General features: G+C 38.4%; 23 protein-coding genes. 11 read left to right on the plus strand and 12 right to left on the minus strand.

Annotation, left to right across the window (positions count from 1 at the left end):
- Positions 1–142: 142 nt before the first annotated feature.
- The 5 genes from A379_RS11895 to purM form a co-directional block, all read right to left on the minus strand.
- The gene (locus tag A379_RS11895) at positions 143–550 is read right to left on the minus strand and encodes a hypothetical protein (protein ID WP_040728303.1); all 408 of its coding nucleotides are present in this window, start codon (positions 548–550) and stop codon (positions 143–145) included.
- Positions 551–727: 177 nt separating this feature from the next.
- Positions 728–1,351, minus strand: a complete 624-nt coding sequence (gene dcd / locus A379_RS11900; protein WP_040728304.1) for a dCTP deaminase — start codon at positions 1,349–1,351, stop codon at positions 728–730.
- A gap of 10 nt (positions 1,352–1,361) precedes the next feature.
- Positions 1,362–2,129 carry a DUF3108 domain-containing protein gene (locus A379_RS11905; protein ID WP_040728305.1) on the minus strand — a complete coding sequence of 256 codons (768 nt, stop codon included), beginning with the start codon at positions 2,127–2,129 and terminating at the stop codon, positions 1,362–1,364.
- Between the two features lie 49 nt (positions 2,130–2,178).
- Positions 2,179–2,847, minus strand: a complete 669-nt coding sequence (gene purN, locus A379_RS11910; protein WP_051145202.1) for a phosphoribosylglycinamide formyltransferase — start codon at positions 2,845–2,847, stop codon at positions 2,179–2,181.
- A 198-nt stretch (positions 2,848–3,045) separates the two neighbouring features.
- A complete protein-coding gene (purM, locus tag A379_RS11915) occupies positions 3,046–4,095 on the minus strand; it encodes a phosphoribosylformylglycinamidine cyclo-ligase (RefSeq protein WP_040728306.1) in 1,050 nt (349 codons plus the stop codon).
- 199 nt (positions 4,096–4,294) lie between these two features.
- On the opposite strand from purM, the gene A379_RS11920 reads away from it, so the two are divergent.
- The 8 genes from A379_RS11920 (at position 4,295) to A379_RS11955 (ending at position 10,660) form a co-directional block, all read left to right on the plus strand.
- Complete coding sequence (locus A379_RS11920) at positions 4,295–5,449, plus strand: DUF2066 domain-containing protein (protein WP_040728308.1); 1,155 nt, start codon at positions 4,295–4,297, stop codon at positions 5,447–5,449.
- 11 nt (positions 5,450–5,460) lie between these two features.
- The gene (gene hda, locus A379_RS11925) at positions 5,461–6,168 is read left to right on the plus strand and encodes a DnaA regulatory inactivator Hda (protein ID WP_040728309.1); all 708 of its coding nucleotides are present in this window, start codon (positions 5,461–5,463) and stop codon (positions 6,166–6,168) included.
- Positions 6,169–6,200: 32 nt separating this feature from the next.
- Complete coding sequence (locus A379_RS11930) at positions 6,201–6,734, plus strand: TlpA disulfide reductase family protein (RefSeq protein ID WP_051145203.1); 534 nt, start codon at positions 6,201–6,203, stop codon at positions 6,732–6,734.
- 66 nt (positions 6,735–6,800) lie between these two features.
- Positions 6,801–7,352, plus strand: coding sequence for a thioredoxin fold domain-containing protein (locus A379_RS11935; protein WP_051145204.1), 552 nt, complete (start codon positions 6,801–6,803; stop codon positions 7,350–7,352).
- 142 nt (positions 7,353–7,494) lie between these two features.
- Positions 7,495–8,874, plus strand: coding sequence for a TolC family protein (locus tag A379_RS11940; RefSeq protein WP_157832376.1), 1,380 nt, complete (start codon positions 7,495–7,497; stop codon positions 8,872–8,874).
- Between the two features lie 54 nt (positions 8,875–8,928).
- The gene (locus A379_RS11945) at positions 8,929–9,441 is read left to right on the plus strand and encodes an efflux RND transporter periplasmic adaptor subunit (protein WP_232744849.1); all 513 of its coding nucleotides are present in this window, start codon (positions 8,929–8,931) and stop codon (positions 9,439–9,441) included.
- 51 nt (positions 9,442–9,492) lie between these two features.
- Positions 9,493–9,753, plus strand: coding sequence for a hypothetical protein (locus tag A379_RS11950; protein ID WP_040728311.1), 261 nt, complete (start codon positions 9,493–9,495; stop codon positions 9,751–9,753).
- Between the two features lie 82 nt (positions 9,754–9,835).
- Positions 9,836–10,660: a PilZ domain-containing protein gene (locus A379_RS11955; protein ID WP_040728312.1), complete on the plus strand. Its 825-nt coding sequence runs from the start codon at positions 9,836–9,838 to the stop codon at positions 10,658–10,660.
- A gap of 44 nt (positions 10,661–10,704) precedes the next feature.
- Here the strand turns inward: A379_RS11955 and A379_RS11960 are convergent, their stop codons facing one another.
- Positions 10,705–11,556 carry a 23S rRNA (adenine(2030)-N(6))-methyltransferase RlmJ gene (locus A379_RS11960; RefSeq protein WP_040728313.1) on the minus strand — a complete coding sequence of 284 codons (852 nt, stop codon included), beginning with the start codon at positions 11,554–11,556 and terminating at the stop codon, positions 10,705–10,707.
- Between the two features lie 17 nt (positions 11,557–11,573).
- Entirely contained in the window at positions 11,574–12,518 is a 945-nt protein-coding gene (ylqF, locus tag A379_RS11965) for a ribosome biogenesis GTPase YlqF (RefSeq protein ID WP_040728314.1), read from the minus strand.
- A gap of 338 nt (positions 12,519–12,856) precedes the next feature.
- Here ylqF and A379_RS11970 point away from each other — a divergent pair, with 338 nt between their 5' ends.
- From A379_RS11970 to A379_RS11980, 3 genes are all read left to right on the plus strand, one after another.
- Positions 12,857–13,696 (plus strand): DUF2189 domain-containing protein, encoded by an 840-nt coding sequence (locus tag A379_RS11970; RefSeq protein WP_040728315.1) that lies wholly within the window; start codon positions 12,857–12,859, stop codon positions 13,694–13,696.
- 62 nt (positions 13,697–13,758) lie between these two features.
- On the plus strand, positions 13,759–13,983 hold the full coding sequence (locus A379_RS11975) for a hypothetical protein (RefSeq protein WP_040728317.1): 225 nt from the start codon (positions 13,759–13,761) through the stop codon (positions 13,981–13,983).
- Between the two features lie 201 nt (positions 13,984–14,184).
- On the plus strand, positions 14,185–14,511 hold the full coding sequence (locus A379_RS11980) for a hypothetical protein (RefSeq protein WP_040728318.1): 327 nt from the start codon (positions 14,185–14,187) through the stop codon (positions 14,509–14,511).
- A 58-nt stretch (positions 14,512–14,569) separates the two neighbouring features.
- Here the strand turns inward: A379_RS11980 and A379_RS11985 are convergent, their stop codons facing one another.
- From A379_RS11985 to A379_RS12005, 5 genes are all read right to left on the minus strand, one after another.
- Positions 14,570–14,809: a hypothetical protein gene (locus tag A379_RS11985; protein ID WP_040728321.1), complete on the minus strand. Its 240-nt coding sequence runs from the start codon at positions 14,807–14,809 to the stop codon at positions 14,570–14,572.
- A gap of 100 nt (positions 14,810–14,909) precedes the next feature.
- The gene (locus tag A379_RS11990; protein ID WP_040728325.1) at positions 14,910–16,445 is read right to left on the minus strand and encodes a sensor domain-containing diguanylate cyclase; all 1,536 of its coding nucleotides are present in this window, start codon (positions 16,443–16,445) and stop codon (positions 14,910–14,912) included.
- A gap of 270 nt (positions 16,446–16,715) precedes the next feature.
- Positions 16,716–17,369 (minus strand): phosphoribosyltransferase, encoded by a 654-nt coding sequence (locus tag A379_RS11995; RefSeq protein WP_040728326.1) that lies wholly within the window; start codon positions 17,367–17,369, stop codon positions 16,716–16,718.
- A gap of 156 nt (positions 17,370–17,525) precedes the next feature.
- Positions 17,526–19,241: a proline--tRNA ligase gene (locus tag A379_RS12000; protein WP_040728327.1), complete on the minus strand. Its 1,716-nt coding sequence runs from the start codon at positions 19,239–19,241 to the stop codon at positions 17,526–17,528.
- Positions 19,242–19,477: 236 nt separating this feature from the next.
- A complete protein-coding gene (locus A379_RS12005) occupies positions 19,478–20,029 on the minus strand; it encodes a DUF924 family protein (protein ID WP_040728329.1) in 552 nt (183 codons plus the stop codon).
- Positions 20,030–20,038: the final 9 nt, after the last annotated feature.

Raw genomic sequence — 20,038 nt, forward strand, 5'->3', positions numbered from 1 at the left:
AATGGCGACCTTATAAGTTAGACCTCAGAGTATCTGTTTTCTTTCACTCGGGGTCAATTCAGTAAATTTAATCAGTAAGTAAATAAGATTTATCTAATATGTTTTGAAGGGCTTGTAGGTAGTATTGCGATAAAAATTATTTCTAATGCTTATCACGTTCATCACAAATGTGGCGATCACCTAAGTCATCAAAGTCAGGCATAGGCGGCATAAAACCATTTGTTTGCATGTTTTTAGTACACTCTTTAATGATTTTTATAGACGATGAGTTGGCGACTTCTTTACCAAAGGCAATGGCTTTATTTTGCGCTTCATCACGCTTACCTTGCTGGCAAAGTGATTTTAACTCAGGTTCAAGCTGGTTAATCCTTGCCTCGTATTGACGTAATTCAGCTTCATCAACTTGAAGTAAGCATTGTTGCATTTTTTGCATTTGTGCCATCATCTGTTGCATGTTCATGCCATTTATATTTGACATCTGTTCTGCATAAGAGATCGATGTAAAGCCAACGCTGATAAGAATAACAAAGGATTGAAGTAAGGTTTTCATATTAGTCATCTCTTTTAAGTTAAGGGTTGCTAGTCTTAATCCACTCGGGAAATCTCAGCTTTAGTTTGTATTATATAGATAGTAAGTAGAAAGATTCTGAAGGGTTTATGACCGTAGAGACTGGCCAAAATCTATCTGAAAAAGGATTTTGGCAATATTAACGCATCAGCTTGAGTGTTAATGTTCGTTTAAAAGTTCTAGCTGGCGGTCATTTAATTTTTGGTCTTCATTAATGCGGCTAGATGTTGGGCCTGTCTGGTTTTTATATTTTGCATCTGCACGTTTATTGTAGGGTTTGGTTGCGGCACTGGAAAGGGTTTCAAAGTTAATAGCGCAAATGTCCATGCCTGGGCGCAGTGCTAATGGCAATTTACCGCTGTTAAAAATTTCTAATACAATTTGTCCATGCCAGCCTGGATCAATTCGGTGTGCAGTAACATGAACCATTAAGCCAAGACGTGCCAGGCTTGAACGACCATCTAACCAGCCAACCAAGTCATCAGGGATGGTAATCGATTCTAGCGTTGCTGCTAAAGCGAGTTCGCCTGGGTGCAAAAAGAAGGCTTGGTCTTCAGCGATTAAAATTTCATCGCCCATCACCGTATCCATAATTTTTTGTACTTCATCTTTTGGGCCGCTTAAATCAATGTAAGGTGCGGTGTGGTCATTAAACACTCTAAAGCGGTTATCTAACCGTAAATCAACACTGATACCTTTGATTTTATCTGGTCCAGGCTCTGGGCTAATGGCAATTTTACCAACCTTAAGGTGTTGGATGATGTCTCTATCACTTAATTTCATAATGCTGTATTCACAAAAATTTAGGGGGCTCTGCTAATGTCAGAGTGATGGTTTTTTCTTCTTTATTTACAATGCGTATTTTACCTGGAAAATAATTATATTTTGGCAATAACCACAACTCAATTTCAACATGTTGGCTGGTAAAGCGATATTTTACGGCATCAATATTATCATCAGCAAAATCCAACGCAACAAAGTTATGTTTATCGGTTGATTTAAGGTTAAGTTTGTCTTGAAAATTGCCATCTTGTAACGTGAAACTGTCAATGGGTTGTTGATTGATGACGGCATGCTGGATTGCGTAGGCGATGGATATACTGTCAAAAAGTTTTGGTTGCATAGGCCATTCACGGTTTTTTTCAGGGTAGACAACACTGTTTTTATCCGCATTAAACACAAAATTTTGGTGTTTCTCTTTTGCTTTGTCATCTTTGTAGCTAATACCGAGTTTGTGGTAGCTTTGCCAAGTTAAATTGTCTTTGGTTTGTTTTAGATGAATGGTTTCATGAGAAGAGTCTTTAAAAAATGCAGCAGCAAAACCAGAAGGTTTAGCGTCACTTTTTAAAACACAGTTTGAGTTTTGGCAGGTGAACTGGTGTTTTGCTTGACCCAACGTTAAACCGAGTGCGTCAACGTCATAAGTTGCCTTAAAATCAGATAGTTCCGCTGAATAAGATGGATTGATTGAAAATAGACCCAAAAGGATTGCGCTATAAAAAGCGTGTTTAAGTTTGGTTTTTTTAATTAAACGCTTATGTTTGAAAGATATGTTGAACATGTAAGACCTCTTAATGAGAAGTAAGCTGAGCATGTTCTTTAGCATACCCTTAGTTTAGGTTGTTTAACAAGATAGGAGTATGAAGGCAGCTTTGATTTAACCAGGCCTGGTTGTTTTTTAACGCTAGTTTGCCAGTGACGAACCATTCCACCACAAGAGGGTAAGCAATATGCTCTTGTGTGTGAACTTTATTCGCTAAGCTCTCTTCTGTATCGTTTGTTTCAATAGGTACTTCAGCTTGTAAAATGACTGGCCCACCATCCAGTTCAGCCGTTACAAAGTGGATGCTCAGGCCGTGTTTTTTATCACCCGCCTCTAATGCACGTTGATGGGTGTTTAGGCCTGTATATTTAGGCAGTAATGAAGGGTGAATATTAAGCATTTTGCCTAAAAAATGTTGGGTAAAGCCAGTGGTCAAAATTCGCATAAAACCAGCCAGCACAATTAAGTCAATATTGATTGAGTCAATGGCTTTTTGTAAAACTGCATCAAAACTTTCACGAGATTCAAACTTTTTATGATCAATCACTAAGGTCTGAATGCCTGCGTTTTGAGCGCGAGTAACGCCATAGGCGTCAGGTCGGTTAGAAATCACTAAAGCAATCTCATACAACTCAGCATGCTCTTTTTGATGGTCAATGATGGCTTGAAGATTGGAGCCACTACCCGAGATGAGTATGGCAATTTTTTTGGGTGATAGAGTGTTCATTGATTGCATATTGATTGGCTGTGTTTCTAAATGAGGGGGTTGAATTTAATCATTTGAAATTAAAAAAAGAGTGATGCTTTGAGAAAAGTTAATCTTTAAACGAGTCATATAGATAGCTATAACTTTTTTAAAGATTAACCTTATCTTTAAGAGCTTAGTTTTGTTAAGACTAAACTAAGCTCTTAAATGATAGGGAATATCGATTGATTAACCTTGAACTAATTGAACTGTAGGTTCAGTTTGTTCTGAGGTTTCAATCTGACCAATTACCGATACGGTTTCACCAGCTTTAGTTAGAATTTCAATCGCTTTTTCTTGCACTGCGGCATCAACCACAATGACCAAACCAATACCGCAGTTCAATGTACGGTGCATCTCTTCAAATTCAACGTTGCCATTTGCTTGAATCCAATCAAATACCGCAGGGCGTTTCCAGCTGTTAGTGTCAATATTGGCCATAGTGTTAGCAGGCATAACACGAGGTAGGTTTTCTAATAAACCACCACCTGTGATATGAGATACCGCATGAATATCAACCGACTTCATTAGCTCTAATAATGATTTAACGTAAATCTTAGTTGGTGCCATTAGCGCATCAATCAGTGGTTGACCGTCCATATCCATTTGTAAATCAGCATTGCTGACTTCTAAGATTTTACGAATTAAAGAGTAACCGTTTGAGTGTGGGCCAGTTGATGCTAAACCAAGCATTACATCACCCGCTTTAACTTTAGTGCCATCAATCAAATCAGCTTTTTCAACAATACCTACACAGAATCCAGCAAGGTCATAATCGCCATCAGGGTACATGCCAGGCATCTCAGCGGTTTCACCACCGATTAATGCGCAACCAGACTGAAGGCAACCTTCACCAATGCCTTTAACTACGTCAGTCGCCACTGGAAGGTCTAACTTACCCGTTGCATAATAATCTAAGAAGAAAAGAGGCTCTGCACCTTGAACAATCAAGTCGTTAACACACATGGCAACTAAGTCGATACCCACTTTGTCATGTTTACCGCTATCAATGGCTAAACGCAGTTTTGTACCCACACCATCCGTACCTGAAACTAAAATTGGATTTTTGTACTTACTCATATCCAATTCAAATAGTGCACCAAAGCCACCTAAAGAAGCAGGAACTTCTGGACGAGTTGTGGCTTTTGCAATGGGTTTGATGGCTTCAACTAATGCGTTACCCGCATCAATATCAACACCAGCATCTTTATAACTAATGGATTGTGTATTTGTTGTCATAATCTCGAATCTATAATCTAACGGTTTAAAATGAGTTAAGGTACTGAAGGCTGTATTATCAGTACAATTTCGTAATTTTGCGAATTGAGTGTATTTATGACTCTCAAGCCTTGAAAAAAGCTGACCATGTCAGGCAAAAGTCTGTACTGACTTTACGAAAAAATATTATGATATTGTAACGAAATTTTGTGGGTCAGATATGAGAAGTTTTCACCTATTATTAGTAATTTTAAGTTTGTTGGTTTTACCGTTTGGTTCTTTTGCAAGTTCGGTTGTTATGCCACAAACCTTTTTTACGGTTACCTTACCTTATGATGAGGCCTTAAATGTGGCCAAAATACCTCAAGGTAAAGAGGCTCAAAACCTTTCATTGGTTGCTAGGCAAGCCCAAAAAGGGATGCGGTTGTTACTGATGCGTTTAACTGGACAAACCCGTCTCATAGATTCGAAAATTGGACAGAATTATATTAATACTGCAAATGATTGGTTAGCGAGTTACAACATCAAAGCCCGACAGGAAGATGGGGTAACGGTTGGTCAAGATATTGAAATGAACTTTGATGCCGATCGACTCAAAGCCTCTTTTTCTGCCCACCACATTAAACTTTGGGCGTATTCGCAGCGTCCAAAAACGCTTGTTATGGGGTCTTTTGTTCAACAAGGTCGCCTGGTGAAATTAAATACCGAAATTTTAGACTACCGAGTTGATGTCGATTTTAGGGATTATCCAAAGATGTTAGGTTTGCCGGTTTCGATTCCTGATGAAAATACCAATTGGGTCTATCCTGTAAATCCTGAAAGTAGCTACACAAGAATTCAAGAAGTGCTGTTGAGTCAGAGTCAGCAAAATTTATTGAGTTTTAAATTATTGGCTAAAACCCAAGGTGAGTATGAGCTGGCTTGGTATTTATTTAGCCTTTCGGGTAAAACATTGGCTAAAAATATTGTGATGGGTTCCAATCGACAAGCATTAATGGAGCAGATGTTTGAATCTATCATGCAACAATATGTTAAGTTAGCCGCCGTTAGAAATATACGTAAAAATCATATTTTGGTTAATGTGAATCAAATTACCTTTGGTGATCAGGTAAATCAACTTGAGCAAGACTTAAAAGAGCAGCAACCAATGATTAGAAAAGCTGACCTGGTCACTCTTTCAGCAGGTAAAGCGCAATTTGATATTGAATACCAAGGCGATTTACAAACCGTATTAGATTGGTTTAAACGTTGGAATAAAGTGCAGTTTTTGAGTATCTCTGCTGACAAGCAAGAACTTGAAGTAAACGCGCACTATCAAAACTTTAAGCCACAATTTCAAAATAAAACCGAGCCTGCTAGTCAGTCGGATATGTAAAAGGTTCGTTAATGTTTGTACAAATGCCACTAAAAATAGGGCTTAGAGATGATGCGTGTTTTCAAACCTTTGTCACAGAAAAAGAATCCATTGCGGTTGCCTTAAATGCGCTACAGGCCGCACTACTCAAAAATAGTGGCAATGCTTTCTATTTATATGGAAAAGGTGGTGTGGGTAAAACACACCTTTTGCAAGCGGCCTGTCGATTTGTCACTGAGAAAGAGAGCGCTAGCGTCTATTTACCCATGAGTGATGATGGCTTACCGCTTATTCCTGATGTATTACATGGTCTTGAGCAAACGCCGTTGGTTTGCCTAGATGATATGAATCATCTTATTGGTAATGCTAAGTGGGAAGTGGCGTTAGCGAATTTAATTACTAAATCAAGTGTGCAGGGTCATACAATAATCCTTTCTGGAGAGAAAGCCATTAATGATTGGGATATTTGTACTCAGGAGTTAGCTAAGGCGTTAATGAATGTATTGCCTATTGCGATGCAGGGGCTTGAAGAAAAAGCTGAGGTGATTGAAGCTTTGCAAAGACACAGTGCCAAAATGGGGTTTGAATTACCTAATGAGGTAGGGAATTTTCTGGTTAAGCAGTTTTCTAGTGACCTGCAAGAGCTTTTGGCCGTTTTAAAGTTGCTGGAACAAGCGACCCTGGTTGAGAAAAGAAGGTTAACGCTTCCTTTTGTAAAACAAGTTTTAAAACAAGTTTAGTTATGGCTTGCGCCTATTAAGGATTTAAAAGAATGAAATTTCAAAAAACAGTATTCAGTTTAATTTTAGTGATAATGAGTTTTTTAGTTGGGATGAATGCATCTTATGCAAAAGAGCAACCTGAAGATGTTGAATTTATTGACTTAGATGGTAATAAGACGTATCTTTCGGACTACAAAGGAAAGTGGGTTATTATTAATTTATGGGCAACATGGTGCCCGCCATGTTTGGTTGAAATTCCTGATTTAGTATTGTTTCATGAAGCACATAAAGATAAAGATGCCGTTGTTATTGGTGTTAACTACGAAGCAAATGACCCTCAAAAAGTGAAAAATTTTGCAGAGTCACAGATGATTAACTACCCAGTAGTTCGCTTTAAAGGTAAAGTTGATGGCCGAACTACGCCGTTTGGTGACTTAAAAGGATTGCCTACCACCTATATGGTTACGCCAGCGGGTGATGTGGTTGCAGCAAGAGTAGGTATGGTAGACCAAAATATGTTAGAAACCTTTATGGAAAGATATACCACCATTCAAGATAAGAAAACTGAAGAAGCCAAAAAATAATCTCATGTTTTAGTTAACTTTAGTTAATTAAAGATAGATTTGATTTCATTGTTAAGAGAGAAAATTATGTTTAAGAGTTCCGTTTTAAATATTAAAAATCTATTTGTCTTGTGTTTAAGTAGTTTTATGCTTTTTACAAGTTACCAGGCCTGGTCAGCTGAGGATGCGTTTTTTTCGGAGACGTTTGGTAACTATCAAGAAGAGCTAGAAGTGGCTAAGGAAGATGGTAAAAAAGGGGTGTTTATCTTTTATCATATGGATGAATGTCCGTTTTGCCATCGTATGAGAACAACGATTATGACCGAGCCTGATGTCATTAAACTCTATAAAGATAACTTTACTAACTTAATGCATGACATTGAAGGCAGCAACGAAATTACTGACTTTGATGGAACCAAAGATACCGCTCAAAATATTGCAGAGAAAAAATATCGTGTACGCGCCACACCTGTGATGATGATTTTTGATTTGGAAGGAAAGCCCGTAGTGAAATATACTGGACCTACTCGCACCAAAGAAGAGTTTAAATGGTTAGCTGAGTACGTTATTGATGGCAGTTACAAAAAAGAGTCATTCACGGCCTACAAGCGTGCTCGCAAGAAAGCGAATAGAGAATAATCTAAACAACTGCTTATTTGTAATGGTCGATGACGAATCTTCTTTAGTTGGCGGCTATTACATTGAGCCTGATAATTACTTGCTAATAATCCAATAAGAGGTCAAATCCTTGATCACACATTCTATTGATATAAAGCCATTCTTGTCTAATAAAAGAGCCAAATTGTTTCCAGTTATTGCGCTGTTTTTAAGTGCGACTGTTAGCTATTCGGCTATTTCTAAAGCTGAAATACCCACTGAAAAAACACCTGAACAAGCCGTTGTTCAAGAAATACAAAAACCAAACTTACCAAATCCATTAGATTTAACTACCTTATTGGCCTCTTTTGCCCATACCTCTCCTGAGATTAGCATGCAGTTGGCAAATATTGATTTGGCTAAAGCAAACTTAGATGGCAATCAAGTTGATAATGGTTGGCAGGCCAATATAGAAGGTCGTTTGGGGCGAAGAGATTATGCCGAAGAGAGTCAACCTCATAATTTATTGGCTTTGCATGTCGGTAAGGTCTTATACGATTTTGATCGTTCAGAAACCTTGTTACAAGCTGATCAAACACGATTAGCACAACAGTCTGTGTTGCTGGAGATGTATGAAAACAAACAGCGTTTAAATGTGGTTAAGGCCTATTTCAATGTTTTGCTAGCCGATTTTCAATATCGTATTGATAATGAAGGCATGGCCATAGAGTATGTGAGCTTTGATAAAGTCAAAGATAGGCATGCCATAGGACAGCTCTCTGATGTTGATTTGTTAGAATCAGAACAACGCTATGAAGCGGCATTAGTTAAACGAATGAAAGCGGAACAGATGCAGTTACAAACTCGAATTGAGTTGGCTAATGTTCTAGGTCTGCCTGATGCACGACCAGATGAACTCAGCTTTCCTGCACTTAACTCTTTTAATTCACGTTCTGTAAAAGAGTTGAGTTTACAGGACTTACAAAAACAAGTCATGCAAAAAAACCCACAATTGGTTGCTTTACAACAGGCGCAGCAGGCGCAATTGTTTATGGCACAAAATGCCCAAAAAACCTCTTCGCCAAGTTTGCGCGCAGATGCGTGGGTTGGTCAACTATCGAGCTATCCAGAGATACGTGAAGGAAATTGGAAAGCCACACTTTCAGTTGATGTGCCGTTGTATGATGGCGGAGCTAAAAACTCAGCCATGGCAAAGTCTCAAGCAGAGCTTAATAAAATAAAAGCACAAACGCAGCAACTAGAACAGTCATTAAGAACTCAGGTAAGCGAAATCTATTTTCAATTAAAGTTGCTTGATGCTGATAAAAAGCAACGTCGAGCTTTTGGTGATTACGCTGACTTGTATTTAGACTATAGCCGTGCGCTCTATGAAAATGAGAGCTCTACCGATTTGGGTGATGCGATGGTTCGTTTATCAGAAGCAAACTACAAAATGGTGGAGTGGCGTTTTAAACAAGCTTTATTGTGGTTACAGTTAGATTATTTGTTAGGTGAAAAAATCGCTTTAACACCCGTTGAAACCACGCTCGCTCAAACCAAATAATAGACGACTCGTAAGGTGATTATGATGAGTAATTTTGTATCTAAGGAAATAAAAGTGACTAAACAATTTAAACAAGGTTTATTCGTGAGTGCATTATTGCTTGCCAGTAGTATGGCTTTTGCAGAAAGTACAGCGGTTAAAGTAGGGGCATTAGTTTCAGGTCAAGTGACTAAAGTGTATGTAACAGAAGGTCAGGCTGTTAAAGCAGGCGAAAAATTACTCGATTTAGACAGCAGTCGTTATCAAGCAAAATTAAGCTTATTAAAATCGCAGCAAAATATGGCTAAGTTTGCGATGAATGATGCCAAAATTGAGCTAAATCAGGCTTTAGATTTATATGATAGAACCGTGACCTCAAAACGTACTTTAGATGCTTCTCAATTACGCTACGATTTGGCTAAAGCCGCTTATGAAAAAGCCAAGGCGGAAGTCGCTTTTCACCAGGCCTGGTCAAAATATGTATATATCAAGGCACCAGTGAATGGCAAAGTGGTTAAAATATATGCACCAGTTGGCACGACGGTATTTAAAGAAAATACCCCTATGCTTGAGTTACAGCCAGAATAATGATTAATAAAAGTTACCAGGCCTGGTTGTTTGTAAATAATAAGGAATAAGATGTTAAAAACACGTTTTCAATATGCCCTAAAATACTGGCGTTTAGCCATTCATCTTGTGTTTAAAACTAAACATTTTGGCGTGAATAACCTTTGGTGGGCACAACAACCCTCTGCCATTGGTTGGCATTGGTATCAAATCTTATTTGGTATGATTACTGTTTTACCGATTCTAAGAAATTATCAATCACTTAAGGTGCGTAGTTGTTTAGGCTGGTTGCCTGAATCTGAATGTTTAGCTTTAGGCTTTAAATCAAAGTAATTGCACAGCATTTAACGATTTTGCTGTTACGAGTATTTACACCATTTTATTTATACTATTCTAATGAAGGGGAGCGTGGACGATGATTCAAATGGATTTGGAACAACGCCAATCCTCTCGATTCTCTCGAACTTTTCTGGTTACCAATTTAGAAGACAGTGATTTTTCATCACCTTTTGAAGGCTATGACGTTAATCTTACTGGTTTGAGTTTTTGGGTTGATGACGGAGATCTTTTTCTACCAGGCCAGGTTGTTAGTGTTTGTGTTAAAAACACTGAAAATGATGAAATCTATTGCTTAGAAGGTATTGAGGTTGTTCATCAACGGCAGCAGGGTGAAAGACTTTTGTGTGGTTGTCATATTTCACAAGTCACGAGTACACAGTTGTTAGCTCACCATAGAACATTGATGACCGATGAAAGAACGGCATTGGTTTCTATGCAAAATACTCGTTTAAACGAGTTTGATTTTGTTGAAGATGGCTCTGAATTATCGGCTGACGAAGCGGATTATCAGGAAGCCAGTATGGCACTGAATTTAGCCGTTTCTCAACTTCAAATGGGTAAAGAATGGGGTGCGAGTTTGCTTAAAGATATTGCCGATACTTTGCAAGTAGTAAACAATGAAACCTTAGATGTAGCTGAAATTCAAAACCTATTTCAACACTTCACTAAGTATTACGATCACATGAGTGATACAACGGTTGCTTTAGCTATGCTGGCTAAATTACTTGCGCATACCCCAGATAATCCAGTAGATAAACAGGCTTGGAAAACGCTTATTGCCGATTTTGAATCTCGTTTTTTAACGGAGCAACAGCAAATTGCCTATGATTTTATGCATCAAGGAATGAGCGCAGAAGAGGCGATGAAGTTAGCCGAATCTTATCTATCCGAAAATACATAATCGTTCACTTTCGTTAAAATACTATTTGTTGTTTTTCATCGTTGTTATTCAGCTACTAACTGTTCACAGCGATAGCGCCCATTTTTACCCGCCAGCAATGTAGCTAATAATGGTAATGCGTCTTTGGCTTGTTTCATCAATGTCCAGGGTGGGTTAATCACAATCATACCGCTGGATGTCATACCTTTTTCTTTATCTGCTTGAATACCGAGTTCAAACAACTGAATATTTTTAATACCACTTTTAATAAAGTCTTGCTCTATCTCATCTATACGATAGCGGTCAACTACTGGATACCAAAGGGCATAAGTACCAGTCGCAAATTTTTTATGTGCTTCAATCAGTGTTTGGGTGGCTGTTTTGTAGTCTTGTTTTACTTCATACGGCGGATCCATCAATACATAACCGCGGCGCTCTTTAGGCGGTAATTGGCTGATACAGGCGTGAAACCCATCTTTTTGAAAGGCTTTAATACGTCTGTCGCCACGAATATTTTGTAAAAGTGTTTTAAATTCACGCGGGTGAAGTTCAAATAAACTCATACGGTCGTGTTCACGTAAAATTTCTTTAGCAAACCAAGGTGAGCCAGGGTAGGTTTCTAGCGCTTGAGTTTCATTAAAGGTTTTTATTAAATCAATGTACTCGGTTACCAGGCCTGGTAAGTTGGCCTTTTCGCTTTCGGTTAGATTCCATAACTTAGCAATACCATTTAAATATTCCTGAGTTTTTTGCGCTTCATTATCTTGAAGTGAAAAGGCCGCTGTACCAGAGTGGGTATCTAAATAAAAAACGGGTTTCGGTTTTTCTATTAAGTAGTTAAGAATGTGGGCACTGATGCTATGTTTTAAAACATCGGCAAAGTTGCCTGCGTGAAAAGAGTGTAAATAACTCAACATAAATGATTATCCAGCTGTTAGCGTTTATTCTTTTTATGGCGTGCTCGACGTACTTTTTTGAGTTCTTCACGAGCTTGCTTTTTTTCTTCTTTTAATTTGCGTTGAATTTCAACTTGAACCCACTCTTCTTTAATCATTTCAGGTGTTTCTAAAGAGAGATTTCCAATTGAGTGATCACGGTATTCCATAATTAAAATACGCGAAACCTTGTCTAAATCAACGCGGCCTCCACCACGTAGACAACCGCGTTGACGACCGATGGCTTCTAAAAGTTCCATGTCTGTTTCAGGCAGTTCTGTTAAGTTAAAGCGCGTTTTTAACTCTTCAGGATACGCCTTAAGAAAGTATTCAGCAGCGTAGGAGGCAATGTCTGGCAGTTCAAAAGCTGTCTCTTTAATGCCGCCTGTAATCGCTAATCGATAACCGCTGTTTTCATTTTCAATATTAGGCCATAACATGCCTGGTGTATCAATGAGAGTAATATTGTCTTCAAGTTTAATTCGTTGTTGGTTTTTTGTTACCGCAGGTTCATTACCTGTTTTAGCAATGGTTCGCCCAGTAATGCTATTAATTAAGGTTGATTTGCCAACATTGGGAATTCCAATGATTAAAGCGTGAATGGTTTTTACACTATTGGCTTTTTCGGGCACCATTTTTTTGATTAGGCTCAGTAACTGTTCACGTTTGTCCGAGTTTTGGGTATTAAACGCTAGAGTTTTAATGGTTGACTCTTGTTCCATGTGCTTTTGCCAAATATCGGTAATGGCTGGGTCAGCTAAATCTGTTTTACTTAAAATTTTAATGGTGGGTTTATCTTGACGAATTTCTTCAATAAGCGGGTTTTGGCTGCTGAATGGAATGCGAGCATCAAGCACTTCAATAAATACATCTACCTGGTTAAAAATTTCACGCACCTCTTTTTGAGCTTTGTGCATGTGACCTGGGTACCATTGTATTGCCATTTTAGTGCCTATTAAGTTATGTATTAAGTTATGTATTAAGTTGTGTAATAAGTTGTGTAATAAGTTGTGTAATAAGTTACAAAGTATATGGGACATTGCCTTTTAAAGGCAGTCTGAATGCCCATATTATAAACGCAGAGTATCTCTTAATCTTAGTTAATCTTTACCAATCCGTTTAGAGGTTTAAACGTTTAAAAATTTCACAGTGTTAAAAGCTTTTGTATATGCTCATAAAAATAAAAAACCTTGAAATTACAAATAACTGTGTGTATAAATAATAGTAACCAAGTAAAAAGGTTGGTTATTATTTTTTGAAACAACTATACAAGGAGGGCGTCATGGCTCATCTAATTAGTGCTCAAAATACACATGATCATTACACAGAAAGTGGAGAACATATTGTTTCTAGAGATGTCTCAATCTCACAAATTGGTGTTTGGTTAAAAAAAGGGTGGATGGATATGGCGCACGCGCCTGTTGCATCTTTATTCTATGGTTTAGTTATAGCTTTTACAGTCTACGCAGTACATAGCGTTTTTAAAGCTGAACCATTGATGTTATTTAACTTATCAACATTCTTCATTATGTTAACACCGTTCTTAGCAACGGGCTTGTATGCAATTTCAATCAATATTTCTAAAGGTGAATACCCTAATCTATTCAATTCAATGTTCGCTTGGCGAAAAAACGTCACGGAGTTTGCGCTTTTTGCACTTGCTTTGGGTATTATTATTGCCATTTGGGGACGAATCACGCCGCTGATTGCGGCAGTTGTAAAATCAAATAGCTTGCTAATTGTTAACCCTGACTTAGGGGTAATGGGCTTTTTAGCCTCTGATGCAGGTATGAGTTTTATGGCTTATTTCTTAGTGGGGGCGGCGATAGTTTCTGCCTTTGTATTTGCTATTAGTGTGGTCACCATTCCGCTGCTATTAAGAGATACCAAAGTAGGTGTGATATCAGCGATGGTATTAAGTTTTCAAGTCGTAATGGAAAACAAATTAACAATGGCCGTATGGGCATTAGTGATTGCTTCATCCATTGTTTTGGGATTAGTCACATTGGGTCTAGCCATGATTATTGTTATGCCATTGTTAGGCTATGCCAGTTGGCATGCGTTTAATGACTTAATTGAAGTCGATGACAATAAAACGGTAAATGATATTGATTTGTCATAACGCAAATCATCTATGAGACCTCAATTGTGTAGAGGTCTCTTTTTATTGTGAGGAGAGTCATTATGAAAATTGTAATAGGTCTTTTTACCATTGTTGGGATGCTAAATTCACCCTTGAGTTTTGCTGAAACTAAGCAAGCTACACCAGTTCAACAAGCCTATTCTAAGCATATTGAAAGTGGTAAGAGCTATAAAGATGCTTATGCTGCACTTGCCTATGAGATTGCTTATGAAACCGCCTCTGTGCAAAGCAAACAGCCTTGTAGAAAAATGGTGCGTGGGCTTTAATTAGCACCGCTAATATTTGATATTTTGATTATTCACTCTGCGATCTGTTCGCAGAGTTTTTTATAGAGGGATAAATAGAAAAGTTAAAAAGTTTAATTTCCTAGTTTTTTACTAGGTTATACTGTTAATGAGGTAAAGTTAAATTCAATAGCTAACTAAACAATTTTCGGGATCTTTAGTTTTTATTAAGGAGTCCTTATTATGGCTACTGTTGCAAATCTAATGCCTAAGATGTCGGTTGAATCTGGAGTGATTTATTCAGGTTCTAATTCATCAAACCACTCAAATAATACTGGAAAGCTTTTTCAGTTTCATGACAAAGAAGTCGATATGATGCCTGGTCAGTGGGCAGAACCAGGTAATCCAACGCCTTATGAATTACGGGTAACGATTCATACTTGTAAACGACTTTGGTATCTAAATAAAGATGCACTAAATTATGTCGATTGCGACACAGACGCCACTTTGCACAATATTAAAGTGTTAGAGAAACTGTATATTCACTTAATGGAATACTTATCGGGCTAAGGGAATACATCCCCTTAATCATATACACTCACTAAAGCCAACCTCTATAGAGGTTGGACTATTTTCTAAACATTCTCATTAAAAATCGTGCAAATAAGAAAATGGCCGATGCCATCCAAACATAGACGATCCAGCGAAAAAACTCATAAAAAGAAACAAACTGACCTTCTAAATGAGACAAACCTTCTACGGTAAGTTGGCCATTCTCTGCATTAGAAAGTGCAATTAAGGCAACAATCAAAAAGCTTGCGGCAATGAGTGCGCCTAAATAAAGAAAGATTTTTTGAAAAATATCCATGGTTACCCTGGTAAATTAACAATTAAAATGAGTTGAAGATTGTAGCATGACCCAATTCATAGGTGCTTGCAAAGTCGTTTATTATTGAATGATAGTTTTGTTATTCATTTGGGGTCAATTCTTCAGAAAACTCTCTAAACTGACCCTTACCAGCTCTTTTGGCTTGATACATGGCCATATCCGACGCTTTTATGAGTGATTGGCGATCAAAAGATTGTTGAGGATAGTGGGCGATGCCAATACTTGACCCAATATGAACTTGATGATTTTTAATAACAAAAGGTTGTTTGAGTCGATCTGTAATACGTTGGGCTATTTCGGTTGACGATAAATTGCTCAAATGTGGTTCATAGTAAAAAACAAATTCGTCACCACCAACACGAGCAAGTAGTGAGTTGTTTGGGATCAATTTACCTATCTCTTTACCAACTTGTTTGAGTAATAAATCGCCAATGTCGTGACCTAAAGTGTCGTTAACGTTTTTAAAGTTATCCAAGTCTAAGAACATCAGGGTAACTTCACTTTTAGAATTTAGGGCGGTTTCTAAAATATTATAAAGTTTATGGCGATTGGCTAATCCTGTAACACTGTCCACATTAGCTAGATTATCTAAAGCGGCTTGCGTTTTTTTAAGGTCGGTAATATCCGAGTGGATAAAGCTGTAATGAGTCGTTTGGGTTGTATCATGAAAAATCTTTTTAATGCTAATGCGGCTTGCCATTCTGATTTCATTATTCTCATCAAACAGACTTAACTCTCCACGCCAAGCTCCTTTTGATTCTAAAGATGTGATTATGGCGTCATCTGCTTTGCTTTGTAGTCCGTTAATTAACTCAAGTAAACTTGAGCCTTCTAACGCTTGCCGAGTTTGATTTAACGATTGGCAAAGCGCGTTATTACAGCGTTTAATTTTAAAATCTTCGCCTGCAACGGCGATACCTTCAAGTGCGTGCTCAATAATAATGGAATCGACCTCTAATTCGTCTTCAATCCATTTTTGTTCACTCACATCAACACGAATGGAGAATATACGCTCAATCTTGCCATCACTGCCTAAATAAACTTGTCCCTTATCGTGAACCCAAATGTAGTGGCCATCGGCATGCTGAATACGGTGGGTACACTCAAATAGCGGTTCTTTACCGCTTAACACCTTGAGAAATTTTTGCTGAACGGCTTTTTGATCTTTGGGATGAATGCGGTTTTGCATGTCGTGAAGACTTGTTAATTGGAGGTCGTGTTCCAAGCCGAGCATTTTTTTCCATTGTGCAGAATATTGCACGTCATTGGTTTTTACATTCCATTCCCAATAGGCAAATTGTTCATTTTGCATTAAAGCTTGAATTCGGTAGTTTTCCTTTTGGTGAGTTTGTTTAAGGGCTTTAATAACTTGCTGACTTTGTGCAGATTGTTGTGCCAGTTCTTTTTGCATGTTTCTTGTTTGCAGTGGGCTAAGCAGTGATAGCGTTATTAAGGCAATAAATAGTGAAATAACGATTTGTTCAGAGTGCCAAGGGATAAATGAAATATCAATCACAAAAGGAGGTGACAAGCTGTACCAAATGCTGATTACAAGGCTAACCCATAACAGTGAAATAACGAGGGGACGGGTTAAGAACAGCAGGGTGTTTGTCATGGTATTAAATACTGTGAAATCAGATTAAAACCATTATAACCTTATGCTTTTTACAAGGTTATGGAATAAAAATAGGCAGGTATAAAATAAATTTGGTTCTCTGGCTTGGTGTGACTTAAAGAGGTGGAAATAGCTTGTTTTGTAGGAGTGTAAGTTATGAGTAATCTATAGCCAGTCTATAACCAGTCTATAACCAGTCTATAACCAGTCTATAACCAGTCTATAATCAGCCTATAACCATAACCCATTAAATGACTCTTCTCCTATTAGTTACCAGGCCTGGTTTAATTGGGCTTTGACTTCGGCATCACTCACCTGAGAAAAATCGCTGTAATATTGGCCAATAGAACCTAAATCATTAGGTTGTAAAAGGCAGATAACCTTATCAACCTGTTGGCTAATTTGTTTAAGCGTGTCTGCAGGTGCAACGGGTACTGCAACCGTAATAGAGCTTGGATTTTGGCTTTTAACCGCTTTGATGGCAGCAAACATAGTCGCGCCTGTTGCTAAACCATCGTCTACTAAAATAATGTTTTTATTGTTCAGAACTACTGGAGGTTTATTGCCTTTATATAAGGTTTCTCGGCGTTTGAGCTCCTGAGTTTCAAAGGCTTTTACTTTTTCAATTTCTGGTTGTTGGATACTATAGCTTTGTATCACCGTCTGGTTCAGAAATTCAATATCACCACTCGCAATAGCCCCCATGGCGAGTTCAGGGAATTGTGGTACACCTAGTTTTCTAACTAAAATAAGGTCGAGTGGGGCATGTAAAGACTTTGCAATTTCATAGGCTACTGGAACACCGCCTCTTGGCAGGGCAAGAACCACTGGGTGACTGATTAAAGGTTCATTTGATATGAATTCGGATAACCACTGTCCAGCTATAGAGCGGTTAGGGATTGGCGATTGTATTGTGCTGTGCATCTAAAGCCTCGCTATTCATCTGTTATCAAAATGCTTGTTATTTAAAGAATAAAGATGTGAGCTAAGAACTTCAAGTGAAACGTGTTTTAAGGGTTGAAAGTGAAGGGGGGATTAAACAGCCACGAGATGAAAACCGTGGCTGTATATAGTAAATAATTAAGCGTTTAATTTAGCCATTAAGAAATCCATAAAACCATCGGCTGCAATATCTTGCGCTTTTTCATCACGACGGTATTTGTATTCGATTTGACCATTGTCTAAACCACGTTCACCAATAACAATGCGATGCGGAATACCGATTAAATCCATGTCCGAGAACATAACGCCAGGGCGTTCGCTTCGGTCATCGAATAATACTTCGATACCTTTAGCCGTTAGCTCGTTATACATCGCTTCAGCCGCGTCTTTGACTCGCGGAGATTTATGCATTTGCATAGGCACAATACAAACCTGGAAAGGGGCTAGGGCTTCAGGCCAAATAATCCCTTTATCGTCGTAGTTTTGTTCAATGGCTGCCGCCACAACACGTGTTACACCAATACCGTAACAACCCATCTCTAAGATTTGCGAGCGACTGTTTTCATTTTGAACTGTGGCGTTTAATGCAGTTGAGTATTTATTACCCAGTTGGAATATATGCCCCACTTCAATACCACGACGGATTTCGATTTTACCGTTACCGCATGGGCTTGGATCCCCTTTAACCACATTACGAATATCGGCAACTAAAGTGGCGGTTGCGTCACGATCCCAGTTAACACCTGTAACGTGAAAACCATCTTTATTTGCGCCACATACAAAGTCACTCATATGTGCGGCAGTACGGTCAACAATCACTGGAATGGTTAAACCACATGGGCCAATAGAACCCGCATTACAACCTGCTGCATTCAAAATTTCTTCATCGGTTGCCATTTCAAATGGTTCGGCAACAAGCTCTAATTTTTCAGCTTTAATTTCATTTAATTCATGGTCACCACGAAGGACTAAAGCCACAACTGGAGCGTCTTTTGTTGCCCCTTTTACTAATAAAGTTTTGACGATTTTCTTTTTCTTAAGCTGTAAGAAATCACAGACCTCTTCAATTGAATGTTTATTTGGCGTTTCAACTTCAGTAAACGCTTCAGAGGCTTCTGCACGTTCACCACGTGGTGCTAAAGCTTCGGCCAGTTCCACATTGGCGGCAAAGTCTGAAGCCGTTGAGAAAGCAATATCGTCTTCACCTGATTCGGCTAATACATGGAATTCGTGAGAAGCGTCACCACCGATTGAACCCGTGTCGGCTTGAACTGGACGGAAATCTAAACCTAATCGTGTAAAAATACGGTTATAGGCATCAAACATCTCATTGTAAGTTTCTTGCAGACTCTCTTTATCCATATGAAAAGAGTAGGCGTCTTTCATAATGAATTCACGTGAACGCATTACCCCAAAACGTGGGCGAATTTCATCACGGAACTTGGTTTGGATTTGGTAAAAATTGGCTGGTAATTGTTTGTAACTGCGAATCTCTTTACGTACTAAATCGGTAATGATTTCTTCGTGTGTTGGCCCCAATGCAAAATCTCTGCCATGACGGTCAATAAAACGCAATAGTTCAGGGCCGTAATCTTGTGCACGACCTGACTCTTCCCAGAGCTCCATTGGTTGAACCACTGGCATTAACACCTCTTGCGCGCCTGAACGGTTCATCTCTTCGCGAACAATCGCTTCTACTTTTCTTAAAACACGTACACCTAGCGGCAGCCAGTTATATAGTCCACCTGCTAAAGGGCGAATAATGCCTGCTCTAAGCATGAGTTGGTGGCTAATAACCACTGCATCTGAAGGAGTTTCACGTGTGGTAGAGATAAGTAAATTAGAAGTTCTCATGATTGGGGAATTACCTTGAATTTTCAAAACGATTAAATTGCGCGTATTTTAGCATGTCAAAGAGTTCATGAAACATGATTATGTAATGAATGTGATGTCATATTTATTAGCTAATAAAACGATATTTGAAACTTACCAGGCCTGGTAAGTTGCTAATCATTTTTATTTTGATTAAAGGCATTTCCCTTTAATATCGAGGTTATTAATGAAGTCCTTTTATGAGTAGCTTTCTCATTCTATCCAGTAAAAGCCTCTTTTGATGCAAGGTAACTCAACTCTGCTGGTGTACTGGTTCGACCAAGAATGGTATTCCGATGAGGAAAGCGACCAAACTTTTCAATTAATTCTTTATGGTGTTGAGCAAAGCGAATATTGTTGGTTAGATTGGCTTGAGTAAAAAGTTTGAGCGATTGTTCTTGGTCAGCCAAGTTTTCACTGTGCATTAATGGCATATACATAAACATGAGTTGTGATTTAGGAATCTTTTTATCAAAGCCTCGACTAATGGCATGCTTTGCTACTTGTATAGATTGGGCTTCTGTTTTAAACGCTTTAGCCTGACCGCGAAACATATTTAACGGGAGTTGGTCTAATAAAATGATTAGGGCTAAAGCGCTATCAGGTGCGTTTTGCCAATTGTTGAGACGGCCTTCTCTCGCTTTGTTCCAAAGTGGTTCGTACTGTTTACGAATTTCTTCATCTATTTGCGGGGTTGAGTTGAACCAGTGCGGTTGCATCTCATCGGCAAACCAAAAATCAAGTAATTCTTGGTGGGAACTACTATTCATGCTAGATCC

It is taken from the genome of Thiomicrorhabdus sp. Kp2, assembly GCF_000478585.1.
GTDB lineage: Bacteria > Pseudomonadota > Gammaproteobacteria > Thiomicrospirales > Thiomicrospiraceae > Thiomicrorhabdus.